20 protein-coding genes are annotated in these 18,674 nt (G+C 71.8%); 13 read left to right on the forward strand and 7 right to left on the reverse strand.

All coding sequences use genetic code 11. The annotated features are described in order from the left end of the window. Positions 1–193 precede the first annotated feature (193 nt). Positions 194–835: an HU family DNA-binding protein gene (locus BMZ92_RS34190; RefSeq protein ID WP_091516363.1), complete on the forward strand. Its 642-nt coding sequence runs from the start codon at positions 194–196 to the stop codon at positions 833–835. A gap of 1,188 nt (positions 836–2,023) precedes the next feature. On the opposite strand, the gene BMZ92_RS34195 is transcribed toward BMZ92_RS34190, so the two are convergent. The 3 genes from BMZ92_RS34195 to cofC form a co-directional block, all read right to left on the reverse strand. Beyond that, on the reverse strand, positions 2,024–2,941 hold the full coding sequence (locus tag BMZ92_RS34195) for an NUDIX hydrolase (protein WP_245783422.1): 918 nt from the start codon (positions 2,939–2,941) through the stop codon (positions 2,024–2,026). Further along, complete coding sequence (locus BMZ92_RS34200; RefSeq protein ID WP_091516365.1) at positions 2,941–5,124, reverse strand: RNA degradosome polyphosphate kinase; 2,184 nt, start codon at positions 5,122–5,124, stop codon at positions 2,941–2,943. Before BMZ92_RS34200 ends, BMZ92_RS34195 begins: the two co-directional genes overlap by 1 nt. A 116-nt stretch (positions 5,125–5,240) precedes the next feature. Then, on the reverse strand, positions 5,241–5,867 hold the full coding sequence (gene cofC / locus BMZ92_RS34205; RefSeq protein ID WP_245783420.1) for a 2-phospho-L-lactate guanylyltransferase: 627 nt from the start codon (positions 5,865–5,867) through the stop codon (positions 5,241–5,243). Positions 5,868–5,934: 67 nt separating this feature from the next. Here cofC and BMZ92_RS34210 point away from each other — a divergent pair, with 67 nt between their 5' ends. From BMZ92_RS34210 to BMZ92_RS34220, 3 genes are all read left to right on the forward strand, one after another. Beyond that, the gene (locus BMZ92_RS34210; RefSeq protein ID WP_091516370.1) at positions 5,935–6,642 is read left to right on the forward strand and encodes a lysophospholipid acyltransferase family protein; all 708 of its coding nucleotides are present in this window, start codon (positions 5,935–5,937) and stop codon (positions 6,640–6,642) included. Then, entirely contained in the window at positions 6,642–7,652 is a 1,011-nt protein-coding gene (locus BMZ92_RS34215) for an NAD(P)H-dependent glycerol-3-phosphate dehydrogenase (RefSeq protein WP_091516372.1), read from the forward strand. The genes BMZ92_RS34210 and BMZ92_RS34215 overlap by 1 nt, the downstream gene beginning before the upstream one ends. Before the next feature lie 135 nt (positions 7,653–7,787). Then, a complete protein-coding gene (locus BMZ92_RS34220; RefSeq protein WP_091516373.1) occupies positions 7,788–8,267 on the forward strand; it encodes a cysteine dioxygenase in 480 nt (159 codons plus the stop codon). Here the strand turns inward: BMZ92_RS34220 and BMZ92_RS34225 are convergent. Then, positions 8,245–8,901: a pyridoxamine 5'-phosphate oxidase family protein gene (locus tag BMZ92_RS34225; protein ID WP_091516375.1), complete on the reverse strand. Its 657-nt coding sequence runs from the start codon at positions 8,899–8,901 to the stop codon at positions 8,245–8,247. The genes BMZ92_RS34220 and BMZ92_RS34225 overlap by 23 nt on opposite strands. A gap of 73 nt (positions 8,902–8,974) precedes the next feature. Here BMZ92_RS34225 and pdxR point away from each other — a divergent pair, with 73 nt between their 5' ends. Next, positions 8,975–10,345, forward strand: coding sequence for a MocR-like pyridoxine biosynthesis transcription factor PdxR (gene pdxR / locus BMZ92_RS34230; RefSeq protein WP_091516377.1), 1,371 nt, complete (start codon positions 8,975–8,977; stop codon positions 10,343–10,345). A 36-nt stretch (positions 10,346–10,381) separates the two neighbouring features. Further along, positions 10,382–11,476, forward strand: coding sequence for a D-alanine--D-alanine ligase family protein (locus BMZ92_RS34235; RefSeq protein ID WP_091516379.1), 1,095 nt, complete (start codon positions 10,382–10,384; stop codon positions 11,474–11,476). Positions 11,477–11,487: 11 nt separating this feature from the next. Here the strand turns inward: BMZ92_RS34235 and BMZ92_RS34240 are convergent, their stop codons facing one another. Next, positions 11,488–12,027, reverse strand: a complete 540-nt coding sequence (locus BMZ92_RS34240) for a DUF3515 domain-containing protein (protein WP_091516383.1) — start codon at positions 12,025–12,027, stop codon at positions 11,488–11,490. Positions 12,028–12,030: 3 nt separating this feature from the next. Then, a complete protein-coding gene (locus BMZ92_RS34245) occupies positions 12,031–12,264 on the reverse strand; it encodes an Lrp/AsnC ligand binding domain-containing protein (RefSeq protein ID WP_091516423.1) in 234 nt (77 codons plus the stop codon). Between the two features lie 116 nt (positions 12,265–12,380). On the opposite strand from BMZ92_RS34245, the gene BMZ92_RS34250 reads away from it, so the two are divergent. The 6 genes from BMZ92_RS34250 to BMZ92_RS34275 all read left to right on the forward strand — a co-directional run bounded on the left by BMZ92_RS34250 (position 12,381) and on the right by BMZ92_RS34275 (position 16,761). Beyond that, a complete protein-coding gene (locus BMZ92_RS34250) occupies positions 12,381–13,352 on the forward strand; it encodes a thiamine-phosphate kinase (protein WP_245783421.1) in 972 nt (323 codons plus the stop codon). Between the two features lie 4 nt (positions 13,353–13,356). Then, positions 13,357–13,830 (forward strand): GNAT family N-acetyltransferase, encoded by a 474-nt coding sequence (locus BMZ92_RS34255; RefSeq protein ID WP_091516385.1) that lies wholly within the window; start codon positions 13,357–13,359, stop codon positions 13,828–13,830. A 124-nt stretch (positions 13,831–13,954) separates the two neighbouring features. After that, complete coding sequence (locus BMZ92_RS34260) at positions 13,955–14,485, forward strand: gamma carbonic anhydrase family protein (protein WP_091516388.1); 531 nt, start codon at positions 13,955–13,957, stop codon at positions 14,483–14,485. Positions 14,486–14,496: 11 nt separating this feature from the next. Next, positions 14,497–15,174 (forward strand): uracil-DNA glycosylase, encoded by a 678-nt coding sequence (locus tag BMZ92_RS34265; protein WP_091516390.1) that lies wholly within the window; start codon positions 14,497–14,499, stop codon positions 15,172–15,174. A gap of 67 nt (positions 15,175–15,241) precedes the next feature. Beyond that, on the forward strand, positions 15,242–15,604 hold the full coding sequence (locus BMZ92_RS34270) for an effector-associated constant component EACC1 (RefSeq protein ID WP_091516393.1): 363 nt from the start codon (positions 15,242–15,244) through the stop codon (positions 15,602–15,604). Further along, positions 15,601–16,761 (forward strand): caspase family protein, encoded by a 1,161-nt coding sequence (locus BMZ92_RS34275; protein ID WP_091516396.1) that lies wholly within the window; start codon positions 15,601–15,603, stop codon positions 16,759–16,761. The genes BMZ92_RS34270 and BMZ92_RS34275 overlap by 4 nt, the downstream gene beginning before the upstream one ends. Before the next feature lie 5 nt (positions 16,762–16,766). On the opposite strand, the gene rpmB is transcribed toward BMZ92_RS34275, so the two are convergent. After that, complete coding sequence (gene rpmB, locus BMZ92_RS34280) at positions 16,767–16,958, reverse strand: 50S ribosomal protein L28 (RefSeq protein WP_091516398.1); 192 nt, start codon at positions 16,956–16,958, stop codon at positions 16,767–16,769. A gap of 138 nt (positions 16,959–17,096) precedes the next feature. On the opposite strand from rpmB, the gene BMZ92_RS34285 reads away from it, so the two are divergent. Then, the gene (locus tag BMZ92_RS34285; RefSeq protein WP_091516401.1) at positions 17,097–18,674 is read left to right on the forward strand and encodes a DAK2 domain-containing protein; all 1,578 of its coding nucleotides are present in this window, start codon (positions 17,097–17,099) and stop codon (positions 18,672–18,674) included.

The raw sequence follows: 18,674 nt of genomic DNA on the forward strand, positions 1-18,674 counted from the left end.
GAATCGGGAGCCCGAAACACCTCGCCGAACGGCGCGCGGAAGCCCCCCAGGGGGTCGCTCGGAGGGCGGAAAGCACGCCCCGAGCCGGAAAAAATTCCGCGCGCCGTTTGGAATTTCCGGCCGATTGGTAATACCGTGTGCGCAAGTCGGCCGAAGTGGCCGTGTGACAAGTAGTTCTTCATGGAGGACTGGAATGGCCAACAAGGCCCAGCTGATCGAGGCGCTCTCCGAGCGTTTGGGCGACAAGAAGGTTGCGTCGGAGGCCGTCGACGGTCTCGTCGACATCATCATCCGGACGGTCAACAAGGGCGAGAAGGTCAACATCACCGGCTTCGGGGTGTTCGAGAAGCGCGCCCGCGCCGCCCGCACCGCGCGCAACCCGCGCACCGGTGAGACCGTGAAGGTGAAGAAGACCAACGTGCCGGCCTTCCGCGCCGGAACCACGTTCAAGGATGTCATCAGCGGCGCGAAGAAGCTGCCGAAGGCCACCGCGGTGAAGCGTGCCACCGGCACCACCAGCCGCAGCACCGGCACCACGGCTTCGCGCGCCACCACCACGACGCGTGCCACCGGCACCCGCGCGACCGGCACCCGTGCCACCACGAGCCGCAGCACCACGGCGACCCGGCCCACCGCCACGCGCAGCACCACCACGCGCAGCACGCGGACCGCCGCCGCCACGAAGACCGCTGCCGCTCCGAAGACCGCGGCGAAGTCCACCACGGCGAAGAAGGCGTCCACCGCCAAGGCGGCGCCGAAGGCCGCGGCCAAGACCACCGCGAGCAAGACCACGGCGGCGAAGAAGACCACCACTTCGCGCGCGAAGAAGAAGTAGCAGTAGCCCGTTCACTCGAACGGCGTCCCGGCAGGGCCCCCGCGATCACTTTCGCGGGGGCCCTGCCGCGTTTCGGGGGCTGGCTTGGGAGTGGGGGCGGCGGCGGGGGAAGCCGGGCGGGGCGGGGAGGTTCGATGGGGGGGGGCCGCCTGCAGGGCGGGAAGTCCGATGGGGCGGGGGAAGCTCCGCGGGGCGGGGAGACTGGCGGGGCGGGGCGGCGGAGGCCGACAGGCGGGGGAAGCCCAGTGGGCGGGGGAGCCGGACCGGGCGAGGGAAGCCGGGCGGGGCGGGGGAGCCGGACCGGGCGAGGGAAGCCCTGGGGAAGGGGAAGCCGGGCAGGGCTGGGAAGCTCGATGGGGTGGGCGCCGCCTGCAGGGCGGGAAGTCCGATGGGGCGGGGAAGCTCCGCGGGGCGGGAAGACTGGCGGGGCGGGGGAAGCTGGGTATGGCTGGGAAGCCCAATGGGGCGGGCGCCATGTGCAGGCCAGGAACCCCGCTGCGGAGAGGGAAGCCAGGCAGGGCGGGCGAGCCCGACGGCGGGAAGACCCCAGTAGGGCCGGGGGAAGCCAGGCAGGGCGGGGAAGCCCGATGGGCGGGGGCAAGCCTAGTGGGCGGGGAAGCCGGACCGGGCGAGGGAAGCCCCTGGGTAAGGGGAAGCCGGCAGGAAGTCAGGCGGGCAGCGCCATAGGGGCGCGAGCCGCCCGCGCGGCGGGAAGTCCTCCTGCCGGTGGAAAGCCCAAGGCGGGCGGTGACAAGCCCCTACGGCGAGAGGCCCCTGGCGCCGGGTGAAGACTTGGCATGGCGGCAGAACTCCCGTGGCAGAAGCTCACAAGGCCAGGAGCGGCCCGGTGGCCGAAAGCCCCTACGCCCCCAGAGCAGCCAACACCACCCGCCTCAGAAGCCCCACACCGCCTGAGAAGCCCCGCAGAAGCCCCCCGCGCCGCCGCAGAAGCCCGCCCACACCGCTCCCAAGCCCTCCAGCAGCCGGAACCCCGACCACCGCGCCCCAAAACCCACCCCCCCGAAAACCCCCCCCCCCAGCCCCGAAAGCGCTCACAGCAACCCCACCCCCCTCGGGAATGGACCCCCGCGAGTACCAAACCCCGGCCCGCTATATCCCCGCCCCGGACCCCCTTTCCGGACGTTCGAAAGGCCCCCGGAAAAGCCGCCGCGAACAATGCGCCAAACGTCAGGACCGGGTGGCGCTGGGATGGGGAAGTGCGGTCGGGTGGTAGTCCGCCGCCACGAGACGGGGGCCGCCGTTGGAACCGGGCGCGCTGAACGACAGCACCCAGACCGAACCCTTCTTGCTCGGCACACCGCCGTTCTTGCCCGTCGGCAACGGCAGGCCCGCCGCCAGCCGCGACACGACGTCCGGGATCACGCCACCCTGGCTGCACACGGCAGGCGTGCCCCCGCCCGCCGCGATCGCCAGCAGCCGCGCCAGTCCGCGGTCCGGCTCCGCCCAGTACGCCTCCTCCGCCAGCAACGGCTCCTGCACGACCTCCGCCCCGAGGTCCTCCGCGAGCCCCCGCACCGTCTGCACACAACGCAGCCTCGGCGCCGAGAACACGTGGTCTACACCGAACAACGGCAGCAAGCGCCGCAGCGCCTCCGCCTGCCGCTGCCCCGCCGGCGAAAGCGGGCGCAGGTCGTCGTCGCCGTTCCACTCCTCCCGCTTGCCCGCCTTCGCGTGGCGGACGAGCAGCAGGGTGCCCAGCGCGGGCGGCAGCGCCCTGAACTCCGCCAGCACCGCCACATCCGTCTCGTACGTCAGCACGTCCGCCGCCTCGCCCACGGGCAGCCAGCGCAGCTCGTCGACCTCCTCGTTCGGGGAGAACGCCCCGGCACCGGCACGGGCGCTGTAGTACTCGACGACCTTCTCCTCGCCGCGCACCGGATACCGCACGACCCGCAGCCGCCGCCCGAGCACGACACCGAACCCCGTCTCCTCGGCCAGCTCCCGCACCGCCGCGGCCGGGAACGTCTCACCGGGGTCGAGTTTCCCCTTCGGCAACGACCAGTCGTCGTAGCGCGGCCGGTGCACGACCGCGACCTCCGTGCCCCGCCCGCCGTCCCGCCAGAGCACCGCCCCCGCCGCGGAAATCACCCCTGTGCCCCGTGGCGGACGAGCAGCTCGACCTGGTGGTCCCGCACGTTCGAACCCTCGGCGGGCGAAGGCGACCACTCGCCGGTGGACGTCAACACCCAGCAGCGCGTGGCCGGGTCGAGCGCCGAGTCCAGCACCTGCTCCAGCTGCGCCGTCAGCTTCGGGTCCTTCACGCACACCAGCGCCTCGATCCGGCGGTCGAGGTTGCGGTGCATCATGTCCGCGCTGCCGATCCAGTGCGTGCCCCCGGCGCGGAAGTGGAAGATCCGCGAGTGCTCCAGGAACCGGCCGAGGATCGAGCGCACCGTGATGTTGTCGCTCAGCCCCGGCACACCCGGCTTCAGCGCGCAGATCCCGCGCACCACGACCTGCACCGGCACCCCCTGCTGCGACGCGCGGTACAGCCCGTCGATGACCTGCTCGTCCACCAGCGAGTTGCACTTGATGCGAATGCCCGCCTGCCGGCCGGCGTGCGCGTGCTCGATCTCCTCGCCGATGAGCCGCAGGATGCCGCGGCGGATGCCGTTGGGGGAGGTGAGGATGTTGCGGTAGGTCTCCTGCCGCGAGTACCCGGTGAGCACGTTGAACAGGTCCGTCAGGTCCGCGCCGATCGCCGGGTCGGCGGTCAGCAGCCCGAGGTCCTCGTACAGGCGCGCCGTCTTCGGGTTGTAGTTGCCCGTGCCGATGTGGCAGTAGCGGCGGATCGTCGAGCCCTCCTGCCGCACCACCATCGCGATCTTGCAGTGCGTCTTGAGCCCGACGAGCCCGTAGACGACGTGCACGCCGGCGCGCTCCAGCGTGCGGGCCCACGTGATGTTGGCCTCCTCGTCGAAGCGCGCCTTGATCTCCACGAGCGCCACGACCTGCTTGCCCGCCTCGGCCGCGTCGATGAGCGCGTTCACGATGGGGGAGTCACCCGAGGTGCGGTACAGCGTCTGCTTGATCGCCAGCACCTTGTCGTCGGCCGCGGCCTGCTCGATGAACCGCTGCACGCTCGTGGAGAACGAGTCGTACGGGTGGTGCACCAGCACGTCACCCTCGCGCAGCGTGGCGAAGACGCTCTTCGGCGTCTCCCGCTCCGCGAACGCCGGGTGCGTCGCCGGCACGAAAGGGCGGTCCTTGAGCTCCTTGCGGTCCAAACTGGACAACTGGAGCAGGCAGGTCAGGTCGAGCAGGCCCGGCACCTCGACCACGTCGTGCGGGTCCACCTCCAGCTCCCGCAGCAGCAGGTCGAGCATGTGCTCGCTCATGTCCTGCGCGACCTCCAGCCGCACCGGCGGGCCGAACCGCCGCTGCGCCAGCTCGCGCTCCAGCGCCTGCAGGAGGTCCTCGTCGCGGTCCTCCTCGACCTCGAAGTCGGCGTTGCGGGTCACGCGGAACACGTGGTGCTCGGTGACCTCCATGCCGGTGAACAGCTCACCGAGGTGCGCGGCGATGAGCTCCTCCAGCGGCAGGAACGTCGCCCGCCGGCTCTCCCGTTGCTGCTCCACCCGGATCAGCCGCGGCACGTTGTTCGGCACCTTCACGCGCGCGAACCGCTCTGTGCCCTCCTCCGGGTCGCGGACCGTGATGGCGAGGTTGAGCGAGAGGCCCGAGATGTAGGGGAACGGGTGGGCCGGGTCGACGGCGAGCGGCGTGAGCACGGGGAAGATCTGCTCGCTGAAGTAGTGCGACAGGCGCAGCTGGTCGGCCGCGTCGAGGTCGGACCAGCCGACGATGTGGATGTCGTGCTCGGCCAGCTCGGGGCGGACGTGCTCCTCGAAGGCCAGCGTGTGCCGCTCCACCAGGTCCTGGTTGCGCTTGGCGATGTAGGCCAGCTGCTCACGCGGGGTCAGCCCGTCCGCGCTGCGCACGGGCAGCCCGGTCTCGTCGCGGCGCTTGAGCCCGGCGACCCGCACCATGTAGAACTCGTCCAAATTGGACGCGAAGATCGCCAGGAACTTGGCCCGCTCCAGCAGCGGCTGGGAGGCGTCCTCGGCGAGCGCGAGCACGCGCGCGTTGAAGTCCTGCCAGGACAGTTCGCGGTTGAAGTACCGGTCGTCGGGCAGTGACTCGCCGCTCGCGGCCACGGGCGCGGTCACCGCGGGCGGCGCGGAGGGCACGGCGCGGAACTGTGTGCCCCTGCTGTCGTCGGTAGCGGGTGCGGTCGTGTCCGGGGTGGTGCTCTCTTCGCTGCTCACACCCGCATTGTTCCTCACTTCGCCCGTGTTCGCCGCTACGCCGATCGCCGCATTCAGCACAGCGCTGGTGAAACGGACAGTGATCTTCAGAAGTTGCCCCAGTGGTCGCGGGAAGTTCACGCGGCGCTCCCCTCGCAGAGCAGTTGCCCGGTGTGCCGCCCGAGGCCCAGCTCCCCGGCCCGTGCCAGGTCGGCGGGGGTGTCCACATCGCGCCGGAGGCTCGGCGCCGGCAGGCCGAGCGGGACCGCACCCGTCGCCGCGTGCGCGAACGCCGAGCCGGCGCCGAAGCGCGGTTCCAGTGCCGCGCCCGGTGCGGACAGCAGGAGTGTGGTGCCGGTGCCCGCCGCGTCGGCGGCGAACGCCCGGCGCCCGCCGGCTTCGGCGAGCGCGGCCGTCAGTTCCTCCGGGCGCAACGCGGGCAGGTCCGCCTGCAGCGCGCCGACGACCGCGGCCGGATCGTCCGCGCGCAGCAGCGCCTCGCCCCGGCGCAACGCGGCGTTGAGATCACCGGCCCCGTGCTCGCCGACGACCTCCGCGCCGGTTTCGCGGAGCGTGGCGACAGCGGCGGGATCGGCGGCGACGACGAGCACGCGCCGCACGACGGACACCGCCGCGGTGACCGTGTCCGCGGCCAGGGCCAGCACCAACGCCGGGTGCCGGGCGTCGGCGACCGCGCCGCGGAGGCGCGACTTGCCCAGCCGCGGCGGCTTCAGCGGCACGATCAGGTCGACGGGGACGGGCACGGCCCCCATCTTTCCCGATGCCGCCCCCTAGGATCAGCCGGTAGCAGCACAGACCACAGGAGGAGCTTTGTCCGGTCGCGAGAAGGGCGGGTTCTGGGTCGGATTCGCCGCCGCCCTCTTCTACCCCGTCACGTACCTGGCGCGCCGCGTGTACGAGGGGGGCGACCGCATCCCGCTCGAGGGCGGGGCCCTCCTGGTGATGAACCACGTCTCCCACATGGACCCCGCGGTCGACGCGGTGTTCGTGCACCGGCAGAAGCGCGTGCCGCGGTTCCTCGGCAAGGACAGCCTCACGCAGGTGCCGGTGTTCGGCAAGATCTTCCTGGGCGCCGGCAGCATCCCGGTCTACCGCGGCACCAGCAGCGCGGGGGACAGCCTGCGGGCCGCGCACCAGGCGCTGCGGGACGGCAAGGTCGTCGTGATCTACCCCGAGGGCACCATCACCAAGGACCCCGAGGGCTGGCCCAAGCGCTCGTACACCGGCGTCGCGCGGCTCGCGCTCGGCAGCGACGTGCCGGTCATCCCGATCGCGCGCTGGGGCACCAGCGAGATCCTGGACTTCTACCACAAGAAGATCCGCCTCTTCCCCCGCAAGACGATCACGCACAAGGTCGGTGAGCCGGTCGACCTTTCCGCCTACCGCGGTCAGGAACCCACCGCGGCGGTGCTGCGCGAGGTGACGGAGCTGCTGATGGACCGCGTCACGGAGCTGCTGGCGGAGATCCGTGGCGAACAGCCGCCGTCGAAGAAGCCGGAGCCGGCGGACGGGCAGTGATGGACGTCCAGCGCATCACGGTGCTCGGGGCGGGGTCGTGGGGCACGGCCTTCGCGAAGGTGCTCGCGGACGCGGGCCGCGACGTGACGATGTGGGCGCGCCGCGAGGAGGTGGCGGCGCGGATCCGGGACGAACACGCCAATCCCGGGTACCTGCCGGACATCCGGCTGCCCGCCAACCTCACGGCGACGGCGGACGCGGCGGAAGCACTTAACGGCGCCGAAGCGGTGGTGCTCGCGGTGCCGAGCCAGAGCCTGCGCGCGAACCTCACCGGCTGGCGCGAGCTGCTGCCGCCGGACGCGATCCTCGTCAGCCTCGCGAAGGGCGTGGAACTGGGCACGCGCAAGCGGATGAGCGAGGTGATCGCGGAGATCTCGGGCAGGGCGGAACACGAGATCGTCGTGGTGTCCGGCCCGAACCTGGCGCGGGAGATCGCGCAGGAGCAGCCCGCCGCGGCGGTGCTGGCGTGCAGTGACCACGAGCGCGCGGTCGCGATCCAGCACGCGTGCGCCACCGCGTACTTCCGGCCGTACACCAACACCGACGTCGTCGGCTGCGAACTGGGCGGGGCGTGCAAGAACGTCATCGCGCTCAGCTGCGGAATGGCGACGGGCATGGGGTACGGCGCCAACACCACGGCCACGCTCATCACGCGGGGCCTGGCCGAGATGGCCCGGCTGGGCGCGAAACTCGGGGCGGACCCGCTGACGTTCGCCGGGCTCGCGGGGGTCGGTGACCTCGTCGCGACGTGCTCGTCCCCGTTGTCGCGCAACCGCACCTTCGGGGAGCGGCTCGGCCGCGGGGAAACGGTGGAGCAGGCCCAGCGCGCGACGGGCGGGCAGGTCGCGGAGGGCGTCATGTCGTGCTCGTCGATCCGGGAACTGGCCCAGACCAATGGCGTGGACATGCCCCTGACCGACGCGATGCACCGCGTGTGCCACGAAGGACTGGACCCCAGGGAAGCCGGGGCCGAACTCCTGGGCAGGCAGAAGAAGCACGAGTGGTCCTGAGTTCCACCCACTGGGAACGAGTTGCCGGGGGCGGCCGGGCCTGGTTTCCTTGGCGCCATGTTCGCGCTGTGTCCCTGTCGCTGATCCACCCCAGCGACCCCTTTTTCCCTTTTTCACCCCGAGGACACAGCACCCATGTTCGCCGTTCCGGACAACACCGTCGCCCTGGCCGAAAAGCCCGCGCTGCGCCACCCGGTGCGCGTCGCACTCGAGTACGCCGCCGACCGCGACCGCTGGCGGGACCTGCTCCGCTACGACCCCGACCAGCGCTTTTCCACGCGCATCGCCGGTGACGAGCACGAAGAGGTCTGGCTCATGGGCTGGCTGCCCGGCCAGCACACCGACCTGCACGACCACGCCCGCGCCACCGGCGCCTTCACCGTCGTCAGCGGCGGTCTCACCGAGACGGTCGCGCGGCGCGCGCCGGACGGCCGCCCGGTGACCGAGCTGCACGTGCTGTCCGCCGGGCAGTCCCGCGTGTTCGCCCCCGGCTACGTGCACCAGGTGCGCAACGAGGGACCGGACCCGGCGATCAGCATCCACGTGTACCGCTCGGGTGGCCGCGCGATGCGGCCCTACCACCTGGACCCGGTCAGCGGCCCCGTGCGCGACTGACGTGCGGCGGCACCGGGAAGTCCGCGGGCACGTAGTCCGCGGGCACCGGGGCGCCGAAGGTGGTCTGGACCGGTACCACCCCCGCCCACACGCCGGTGGCGTCCACGTCCTCCGGCTCCTCGCCCGGACCACCGCTGCGGATCTTCACCGACGCCTCCTCGAGCCCGATGGCGAGCACCGACACCGACGCGAACTCCTTGGGGTTGACCGCCCGCGCGTGCTGCCACGAGCCCGGCGTCAGGTGCTCGGTCACGACCTTCAGGCCGTGCATCTTCTCCTCGGGATCGGTGACCAGCCGCGCCTGCCCGTGCACGACGGCGCTGCGGTAGTTCATCGAGTGGTTGTTCAGCGAGCGCGCGTACACGAGCCCGTCCAGCAACGTGACCGTGACGCACACGTCGATCCCCGTCGCGGCCGCGCGGAGGTTGCCCGCGCCCGTCGAGCCGTGGAAGTAGAGGGTGTCGCCGTCGCGGCCGTACCCGGTGGGCAGCACGACGGGTGAGCCGTTCAGCACGAGCCCCAGGTGGCAGATGAGCGCCTCGTCCAGCACGTCGTAGAGCGCCTGGCGGTCGGTGGCGGCGCGGTCCTTCTTGCGGGTCAGCGTGCTGCGGGGTGTGGGCGAAAGCGTGCTCATGCTCCCCAGCGTGCCTGGCGTAGTGGACCGGTAGAATAGCCACTATCGGCCCATTTGAAAGGTCCACTTTGGCATGACGCACTCCGGTACCGCTCTGCCCGTGACGCTCGACCGCGAGTCCCCGGTGCCGCTCGCGGTGCAGCTCGCCGACGCCTTGCGCGAGTCCGCGGCCAGTGGTCACCTGCGGGGCGGCGACCGGCTGCCCTCCACGCGCGCGCTCGCCGAACGGCTCGGCGTCAGCAGGACCGTGACTTCCGCGGCGTACGAACAGTTGCACGCCGAAGGCTGGATCGCCGGGCGGCACGGTTCGGGCACGTACGTCACGACGTCGCCGCCCAGCGACCGTCCGGTCCACCGCACGGTACCGGGGGAGCAGCACGAACCCGACGGAGTTCTGGACCTCACCCCGGGCACGCCGTGGGCGGCTGGTCTGGACCGCGCGGCGTGGCGCCGCGCGTGGCGGGCCGCCGCCGACGCGCCGCCGTTGTCCCGCGCGCACCGCGCCGGCCTGCCGGACTACCGCGCGGCGATCGCCGAACACCTGCTGCGCCACCGCGGGCTCGCCGTCGGCACGGATTTCGTGCTCGCCACCGGCGGTACGACGGCGGCCGTCGTCGAACTCGCCGGCGCGGTCTTCGAGGCCGGTGACGCGGTCGCCGTCGAGGAACCGGGGTACCAGCGCGCGGTGCAGGCGCTGCGGTCGGCGGGGCTGACGGTCGTGGGGGTGCCGGTGGACGAGGAGGGGCTGCGGCCGGACGCGATTCCCCCTGGTGTGCGGGCGGTCTACTGCTCGCCCGCGCACCAGTACCCGATGGGCAGCAGGATGAGCGCGGGCCGCCGGGTGGACCTGGTGGAGCGCGCCCGCCGGGAGAACCTGCTGATCATCGAGGACGACTACGACGGCGAGCTACGGTTCGACGTCGCCCCGTTGCCGCTGCTCGCCGCGCTCGCCCCGGACGTCGTCGCACACCTGGGCACCACGAGCAAGATCCTCACGCCGACGCTGGGCGCGGGCTGGATGGTCGCGCCGCCCGCGGTCACCTCGGCGGTGCTGGCCTACCGCGACCGCACCGGCACGCGCCCTTCGCCCGCGGGGCAGCGGGTGCTGATCGAGCTGGCGCGGCACGGGGATCTGGGGCGGCACCTGCGGAAGCTGCGGCGTGAGCTGTCCGAGCGGCGGATGCTGCTGGTTTCGGCGCTGCGGGCCGGTGGGGTGCCGGTGCTGGGGGACGAGGCGGGCGCACACCTGGTGGTACCACTGGATTCCCCGGCGGCCGAGCGGGAGCGGTTGCGTGCCGCGGAACGGCGGAACATCCTGCTGGACGGGCTTTCCCGGCATTTCGCGGGTACCCCGACCGCATCCGGTGTGACGATCGGGTACGCCGGCTGCTCGCGGGAAGCCCTGCGTGACGCACTGGATGTCCTGGTGGAATTACTGCGCTGAGGCTGTGACGGCAAGCGCCCGGTAGGGTGACGGCTCATGACGGATCGAAAGACGCGGGTTGCCGTGGTGTTCGGCGGCCGCAGCACCGAGCACACCATCTCCTGCGTCTCCGCCGGCAGCGTGCTGGCGCACCTCGATCCGGACCGGTTCGAGGTCGTGCCGATCGGTATCACCAAGGAGGGCGGCTGGGTGCTGGGCACCGCCGACCCGGAGCGGCTGAGCATCCGCGGTTCGGAGCTGCCGAGCGTCGACGAGTCCGGCCAGGCGCTCGTGCTCGCCGGTGACCCGACGCGGCACGAACTGGTGTCCGTCGAACCGGGCGCGGCCGCGCTCGGCGGCGTCGACGTCGTGTTCCCCGTGCTGCACGGCGCTTTCGGTGAGGACGGCACCATCCAGGGGCTGCTGGAGCTGGCCGGGCTGCCCTACGTGGGCGCCGGCGTGCTCGCCAGTGCCGCGGCGATGGACAAGGAGTACGCGAAGAAGCTGCTGGCGGCGGAAGGGCTTCCGGTGGGCGAGTACGTGGCGCTGCGCCGCGGCGAGTCCACCGTCAGCGAGGCCGACCGCGAACGGCTCGGGCTGCCGGTGTTCGTGAAGCCCGCGCGCGCGGGTTCGTCCATCGGGATCAGCAAGGTGACCGACTGGGCCCAGCTGGACGACGCGATCGCACTGGCCCGGGAGACGGATCCGAAGGTGCTGGTGGAGGCCGCGGTCGTGGGGCGCGAGGTCGAGTGCGGGGTGCTGGAGTTCCCCGACGGGCGCGTCGAGGCGTCGCTGCCTGCGGAGATCCGGGTGCTGTCGAACGACGAGGGCGCCTGGTACGACTTCGAAACCAAGTACCTGGGTGAGGACGCGGAGCTCGACATCCCCGCGAAGCTCGACGACGTGGTGACCGAGCGGCTCCGCGAGCAGGCCGTGCGGGCCTTCCACGCGCTGGACTGCCAGGGCCTGGCCCGCGTGGACTTCTTCGTGGGCGCGAACGGTGAGCTGACGGTCAACGAGGTCAACACGATGCCCGGCTTCACGGCGACGTCGGCGTACCCGAAGATGTGGGCCGTCACGGGCCTGGACTTCCGCACCCTGCTGACGACGCTGATCGACACCGCGCTCGCGAGGGGCACCGGCCTCCGCTGACCGGCGCCGCGCTAGAAGCGCAGCGGCACCGCGGGGAGCTTGGCGGCCACGAGGTCCGAGATGGTCTGCAGCGGCCCGGTCCCCGCGGAGTCCGGGACCGTGAGCGCGACGTAGACGTTGCGGTCGACGACGTACCACGTCGAGGTGCCGTCGCCCTCGATCGGGAGCCATTGGACGCCCGAGACCGTCCGCAGCTGGGAGGTCTGCGTCAGCTCGGCCGGGCGGTCGATGCCGCAGCGCAGCACGATCGCGTCGGGGGCGCCCCATGCCACGGTCGCCGGCGGCGCGGGCTCGGCGATCTCCCTCCGGTTCAGCGTCGTGCCGTTCGACGTCAGCTGCGCGGGCAGCGCGGGCACGAGCGTGGCGCACTCCGGCGAGTCCGCCTGGGAGGCCGGCACGGTCACGAGCGCGAGCGGGCCATCGGCGGGTTTGTCCTGTTCGGAGCGTGTGACCAGGCTGAGCACGGCGACGCCCGCCGCGAGCGCCACGGCCAGCACCGCGGCGAGCACGAGCACGCGCCGCGGCGGGGCGCCGGTCTGTTCTTCGGGCACGGTCTAGAGGTGTACCACCGGGCAGGTGAGGGTGCGGGTGATGCCCTCCACGCCCTGCACCTTCGCGACGACGAGCTGTCCGAGCTGGTCGACGGTGTCGGCCTCGGCGCGCACGATCACGTCGTACGGGCCCGTCACGTCCTCGGAGGTGGTGACGCCGGGGATGCCCGAGATCTCCGCCGCGACCGCCGCGGCCTTGCCGACTTCGGTCTGGATGAGGATGTATGCGTGGACCACGGCGCGCCCCTTCGTCTTCTTCGTCGCCCTCACGGTAGGAACGTGGGAAGAACCTACCCCAACGGGGAGACCATAGGTCATCCGACTTTCCGACTTACGAGGGACGGAGCAGGCGAGTGTCGTCACAGCACGTGCCGAACGGCAGCACCGTCGCCGAACTGGGTGAGTTCGGTCTCATCCGGGCGGTGACGGAGAACAGACGACAGCCGGAGAGCACGCTGCTCGGGCCGGGTGACGACGCGGCGGTGGTCGCCGCGGCCGATAGCCGGGTCGTCGCCAGCACCGACGTGCTGGTCCAGGGCGTGCACTTCCGGCTGGACTGGTCCACCCCGCAACAGGTCGGCCGCAAGGCGGTCGCGGTGAACCTCGCCGACATCGCGGCGATGGGCGCGGTGCCGACGGCGGTGCTCGTGGGGCTGGCGTGCCCCGCCGACACGCCGGCCGACCTGGTGCGGGGCCTCACCGACGGCATGTGGGAGGAGGCCGCGGGCGCGGGCGCGGGTGTCGTGGGCGGGGACATGGTGCAGGCCGATCAGCTCGTGGTGAGCATCACGGCCCTCGGTGACCTGCGTGGGCGAGCGGCGATCACGCGTTCGGGTGCCCGGCCCGGTGACGTCGTCGCGGTGTGCGGACGGCTCGGCTGGGCCGCGGCGGGACTCGCCGTGCTGCACCGCGGTTTCCGCTCGCCGGTCTCGGTCGCCAACGCCCAGCGCTTCCCCGAGCCGGTGTACGCCGCCGGTCCCGCCGCGGCGAAGGCCGGCGCGACGGCGATGATCGACGTGTCGGACGGCCTGCTCGCCGACCTCGGGCACATCGCCGAGGCCTCGGGCGTCGGCATCGACGTGCGCACCGAGCTGCTCGACGTGCACCCCCGGCTCGTCGAGGTCGGCACGGCGCTGGGCGCGGACCCGCTGCACTGGGTGCTCACGGGCGGTGAGGACCACGCGCTCGCGGCGACCTTCCCGCCGTTCGCGGACCTGCCGGAGGGCTGGCGGCGCATCGGCGCGGTGACGATGCCGGATTCCGGGGTCACGGTCGACGGAGCCGCGTACGCCGGGGAAAGCGGTTGGCAGCACTGGTTAAGTTGATCGCGTGGACCTGCGTGTGACCCCTTTCGACGCTCCCGACGCCGTCAAGCTGACCGAGGAGGTTCAGCAGGAGTACGTCGTCCGCTACGGCGGCCCCGACGAGACGGCCGTCGATCCCGCGGAGTTCGCGCCGCCGCGCGGGCTGTTCCTGGTGGGCTACCTCGACGGCGCCCCGGTGGCGTGCGGCGGCTGGCGCACGCACGAGGAGCCGCCGCCGGGACTGCTGCCGGGCGATGCCGAGTTCAAGCGGATGTACGTCGTGAAATCCTTGCGTGGCAACGGTTTGGCGCGGGCGGTGCTGGCGGAGCTGGAGCGCACGGCGGCCGCGGCGGGGCACCGGAGGGCCGTACTGGAGACGGGCCAGAAGCAACCCGAGGCGATCGCGCTGTACCGCTCGTCCGGCTACGAGGAGATCCCGAAGTTCGGCTACTACCGGGACGACGAACTGAGCCTGTGCCTCGGAAAGGCGCTGGGCTGAGGTCACTCCTCGCCGGAGGTTCCGTTGCACCTGCGTCCCGGCGACCCACGAGCACCCTGCGGTGCGAGTGCTATGCACTCGTCGTAGAGAACAGCGTGCCCAGAGCCTTCACGAAAGGAACCGCATGGCCATCTACGCGCTCGGCGACCGCGTCCCCCGCATCCACCCCCAGGCCTACGTCCACCCGGACGCGACCGTGATCGGCGACGTGCGGATCGGCGCCTACGCGTCGGTCTGGCCGCAGACCGTGCTGCGCGGGGACCACGGCTACATCGAGGTGGGGGAGCGGTCGAACATCCAGGACGGCTGCGTCGTGCACTGCACCGCCGAGGACCCCACGATCCTCGGGCCCGGCTCGGCGATCGGGCATGCCGTGCACGTCGAGGGCGCGCGGATCGGCAGCGGCTGCCTGATCGCGTCGGGATCGGTGGTGCTCAACGGAAGCGTCGTCGAGGACGGCGGCATGGTCGGGGCGGGCGCCGTCCTGTCGTACCGCTCGCACGTGCCGTCCGGGCACATCGCGCTCGGCGTGCCCGCGAAAACCCGGCCGAACTCGTCGTTCGGGGCGGAGCAGATCCAGCGCGTGGTGGACGGGTACGTGGAGCGCGCGAAGGTGTTCCGAGCCGAACTCCGGCGGCTCGACCCGGCGGACTAGAGTCGCGGGCCGTGGCTGCGAAACCGTTGGCGGAAGTGGTGGAAGCGGGCTGGGCTGAGGCGCTGGCGCCGGTCGGCGACCGGATCGCCGCGATGGGCGACTTCCTGCGGGCGGAGATCGCCGCCGGCAGGCGGTACCTGCCCGCGGGGGAGCACGTGCTGCGGGCTTTCCAGCAGCCCTTCGCGGACGTGCGGGTGCTCATCGTCGGCCAGGACCCGTACCCGACGCCCGGCCACCCGATCGGCCTGTGCTTCGCGGTGGCGCCCGACGTGCGCCCGCTGCCCAAGAGCCTGATCAACATCTTCCAGGAGTACTGCGCGGACCTCGGCTACCCGCCACCCGCCAACGGCGACCTCACGCCGTGGACCGAGCAGGGCGTGCTGCTGCTCAACAGGGCGCTGACCGTGCGCCCCGGCTCGCCGAACTCGCACAAGGGCAAGGGCTGGGAGGAGATCACCGAGCAGGCGATCCGCGCACTGGCCGAGCGCGGCGGCCCGCTGGTGGCGATCCTGTGGGGTTCGCAGGCGCGGAGCCTGAAGCCGCTGCTGAAGGGGGTGCCGTGCATCGAATCGGTGCACCCCAGCCCGCTTTCGGCGCACAACGGGTTCTTCGGCTCGCGGCCCTTCAGCCGCGCGAACGAACTGCTGGAACAGCAGGGCGGCAAGCCGATCGACTGGAAATTGTCCTGATTCCGGACAACGAGCTGTCCATCGAGTACGCTGAGTTCCGATTTCGAGCCGATCAACAGGAGCCGGCGTGCTGGGGAGTGTGGAATTCCGTTGCGCGGAAGCGCCGGAAGAGCTGCGGTCGCTGGAGAAATGGCTGACACCCGCTCGTGAGCTGCGTGGCCGGACACGGCTGGGGCACGCCGCCATCGCCGAGGGGGAAATGGGAGGAGCGCTCGAAGTCCTGACCGTCGGCCTCGGCAGCGGAAGTGCGCTGACGGTCCTGATCCAGAGCGTGTTCTCCTGGCTGGAGCGCCGCCGGGCCGGCTCGACCATCAAACTCAAGCTCAAGCAGCCGGACGGCCGCGAGGCGGACCTGGAGATCGACGGTGCGCAGCAACCAGACGCCATCGTCGAACGCGTCTTCGATTTCTTCGGCGAACGGCGGCGATGAGCAGATATCCGGACGGCGCCCGATCCCGGGTCGTTCTGATCGGAACGAGCGATTACGAGCGGCATCCCTCCCTGCAGAACCTGCCCGCGGTCAGGAACAACCTCAGTGGTCTCCACCGCGCCTTCGTCGAAGCACCGGGTGCGGTGTTCGATCACCTCGGCTGCACTGTCGTCGACAGTCCTGACTCACCGCGAAGCCTGCTCGTCCGGCTCCGCCGGGCCGCGGAGACAGCCGAAGACGTCCTCCTCGTCTACTACGCAGGGCACGGGGTGCTCGACCGGAACGGCGATCTGCACCTGACGGTCCGGGAAACCGATCCGGACCCGTACGGGATCGACGGCACCGCGGTGCCCTTCGCCACGGTCAAGAAGATCATCGAGGACAGCCCGGCTCAAGTGCGAGTGCTGGTTCTGGACTGCTGCTTCTCCGGGCGTGCCGTCGGTGCCATGTCGGCGCAGTCCGCCGCTGCCGAGCAGGTCGAGGTGGCCGGCACCTACATCCTCACGTCCAGCCAAGCGGACCGGGTTTCCCTGGCGGTTCCGGGTGAGCGCTACACGGCTTTCACCGGTGAGGTGGTGAGGTTGCTCACCGAAGGGGACGGTTCGCTGACCCTGCACGAGCTGGATCGACAGTTGCGGGTCGCACTGGCGAAGAAGGGTTTGCCCCGGCCGATGGCCCGTGCGGACGACACCAGCCAGGATCTCCTGGTCAAGAAGCCTTTCGCCGCTCCTGCCCCGGCGGAACCCGTGCCGGTCACCGCCGCGGCACCGCCGAAGCCGGCGGATGCGGTACCAGTGGCGTTCGTGCCGCCCGTCGCGCCTCCCGCGGCAACGGCGTCCGAGGTGCACCAGCCTGCCGCGGCGCCGGCGGAGCCCGTGCGGGCCAAGGTGATCGGAGCCGCCTGGGAGGGTCTTCTGTGGGCAGCGGGAGTTTTCGGTTTGCTTATGGTCGCGACCGGCCTGTCGGAGCTGGCGACCAACCCCGAGCCCAAGGGAGGGGTCGCCCTGTCCGTCGTGATGGTGATCCTCTTCGCGGCCTTGAGCGCGGGCTGTGGTTACGGCATCGTCAGGCGACGCCGCGGGAGGCACTGGGAAGTCGTCCCCCCGGGCACGCCAAAAGGCCCGGGGGACGGCAGTCTCCCCGGGCCTGGAAGCTGATCAGATCAGCCGCGGACGACCTTGCCTGCCTTGAGGCACGAGGTGCACACGTTCAGGCGCTTGCGCTGGGACACACCGACCTTGGCATGGACGGTCTGGATGTTCGGGTTCCAGCGGCGGTTGGTACGCCGGTGGGAGTGCGAGACCGCCTTGCCGAAGCCGGGTCCCTTGCCACAGACGTCGCACACGGCAGCCACGTCGAACTCCTTTGACATTCAGGGAAGACAAACCACGCCCAGCGGGGCCGGGCAACTCGACCATAGTAACGACTGTCCGCACCGCTCCCGCGCCCGGGTCGATACGCTGCCGGGAACCGGGGTGAGGAGGTCGGCGAAGTGCGGGCGTTGGACGGGGCTGCGGTGGTGGCCTGGGCGTCGGCGTGCGTGCACAGCCTCGACGTGCTCCGGCCCGCCATCGACGGCATCAACGTGTACCCGGTGGCCGACTCCGACACCGGCTCCAACCTGCTCCACACCATGATCGGGGCGCGGGCGGCGCTCGCCGAGCCGACGGCGGGCGCGGGGGAGGCGCTGACCGTGCTCGCCCGCGGTGCCGTCCGCAGCGCCCGCGGCAACTCCGGCGTCATCCTCTCCCAGGTCCTGCGCGGGCTCGCCGAGGCCGCGGACGGCCGTGCGGAGCTGGACGGCGAGGCGCTGGCGCAGGCTCTCGTGCACGCGGACCGCGTCGCCACGGATGCCGTCGCCCGGCCGGTCGCGGGCACGATGCTCACCGTCCTGCACGCGGTCGCCACCGCCGTGCGGGGCCAGGACCTGCACGAAGTCGTCACGACGGCCGCCAAGGCCGCGTCGGAGGCGCTCGAACAGACCCCCCAGCAGCTGCCCGTCCTCGCGTCGGCCGGTGTGGTCGACGCGGGCGCGAGGGGACTCGTCGCGGTCCTCGACGCTCTCGCCGGTGTGGTCACGGGCACGGCAACCGAGCCCGTCCACTCCTGCGAAGCGCAGACGGAGTCCGAGGACGCCGAGCCCGCGCCGTACGCGTGGGAAGTGATGTACCTGCTCGACGAGGCCGTCGAGGAGGACCTGCCCCAGCTCCGTCACGCGTTGAGCGCGCTCGGCGACAGCGTGACGGTCGCGGGTGACGGCTCGGGCGCGTACGCGGTGCACGTCCACTGCGCCGACATCGGCGCCGCCATCGAGGCCGGGCTGGAAATCGGCCGCCCCCGGGGCATCCGCGTCGAGCCGCTGATCACACCGACGCCGATCGAAGCGCCCTCGGGGCCCGATCGCACCGTCGTCGCCGTCGTGCGCGGCGAGGGTCTCGCCGAGTTGCTGCGCGAAGAGGGCGTCGCGGTCCTCGCGGCGCCTCAGGGCACGAAGCCGAGCGTGGCGGAAATGCTGGGCCTGGTCACCGACCGCGCTGTCGGCCACATCACGATCCTCGCCGGGGATCCGCAGCTCACCGAGGCCGCGGACGAGACGGCCGCGCACGCCATGATCGGAGACCGGGAGGTCGTCGTGATCCCGTGTGCCTCCCCGGTCCAGGTGCTCGCCGCGCTCGCGGTGCACGACCCGGGACGCCGCGTGAACGACGACGTCGTGGCCATGGCGGAGGCCGCGGCGGCGACGCGGCGTGGCGAACTCGTGGTCGCCGAAGAGGAGTCGATAACCTGGGTGGGGCTGGCGCACCCCGGCGACCTCGTCGGGTTCGTCGACGGTGAGGTCGTGCTGGTGGAGCCGCTGTCGGAGGAGAACCTGGTGACCGCGGCGATGACGGTGCTGCGGCGGATGCTGGCGGTCGGCGGCGAGCTGGTCACGGTGCTGACCGGCGCCGCGGCGCCCGAGGGGGTGGCGCGGGAGCTGGCGGACCGGCTGCGCGAGGAACGGCCGGAGGTCGAGTTCGCGAGCTACCCCGGCGGCCAGACCGAAGCGGTGCTGCTGATCGGCGTGGAGTAG

The sequence above is a fragment of the Amycolatopsis sacchari genome (assembly GCF_900114035.1).
Taxonomy (GTDB): Bacteria; Actinomycetota; Actinomycetes; order Mycobacteriales; family Pseudonocardiaceae; genus Amycolatopsis_E; species Amycolatopsis_E sacchari.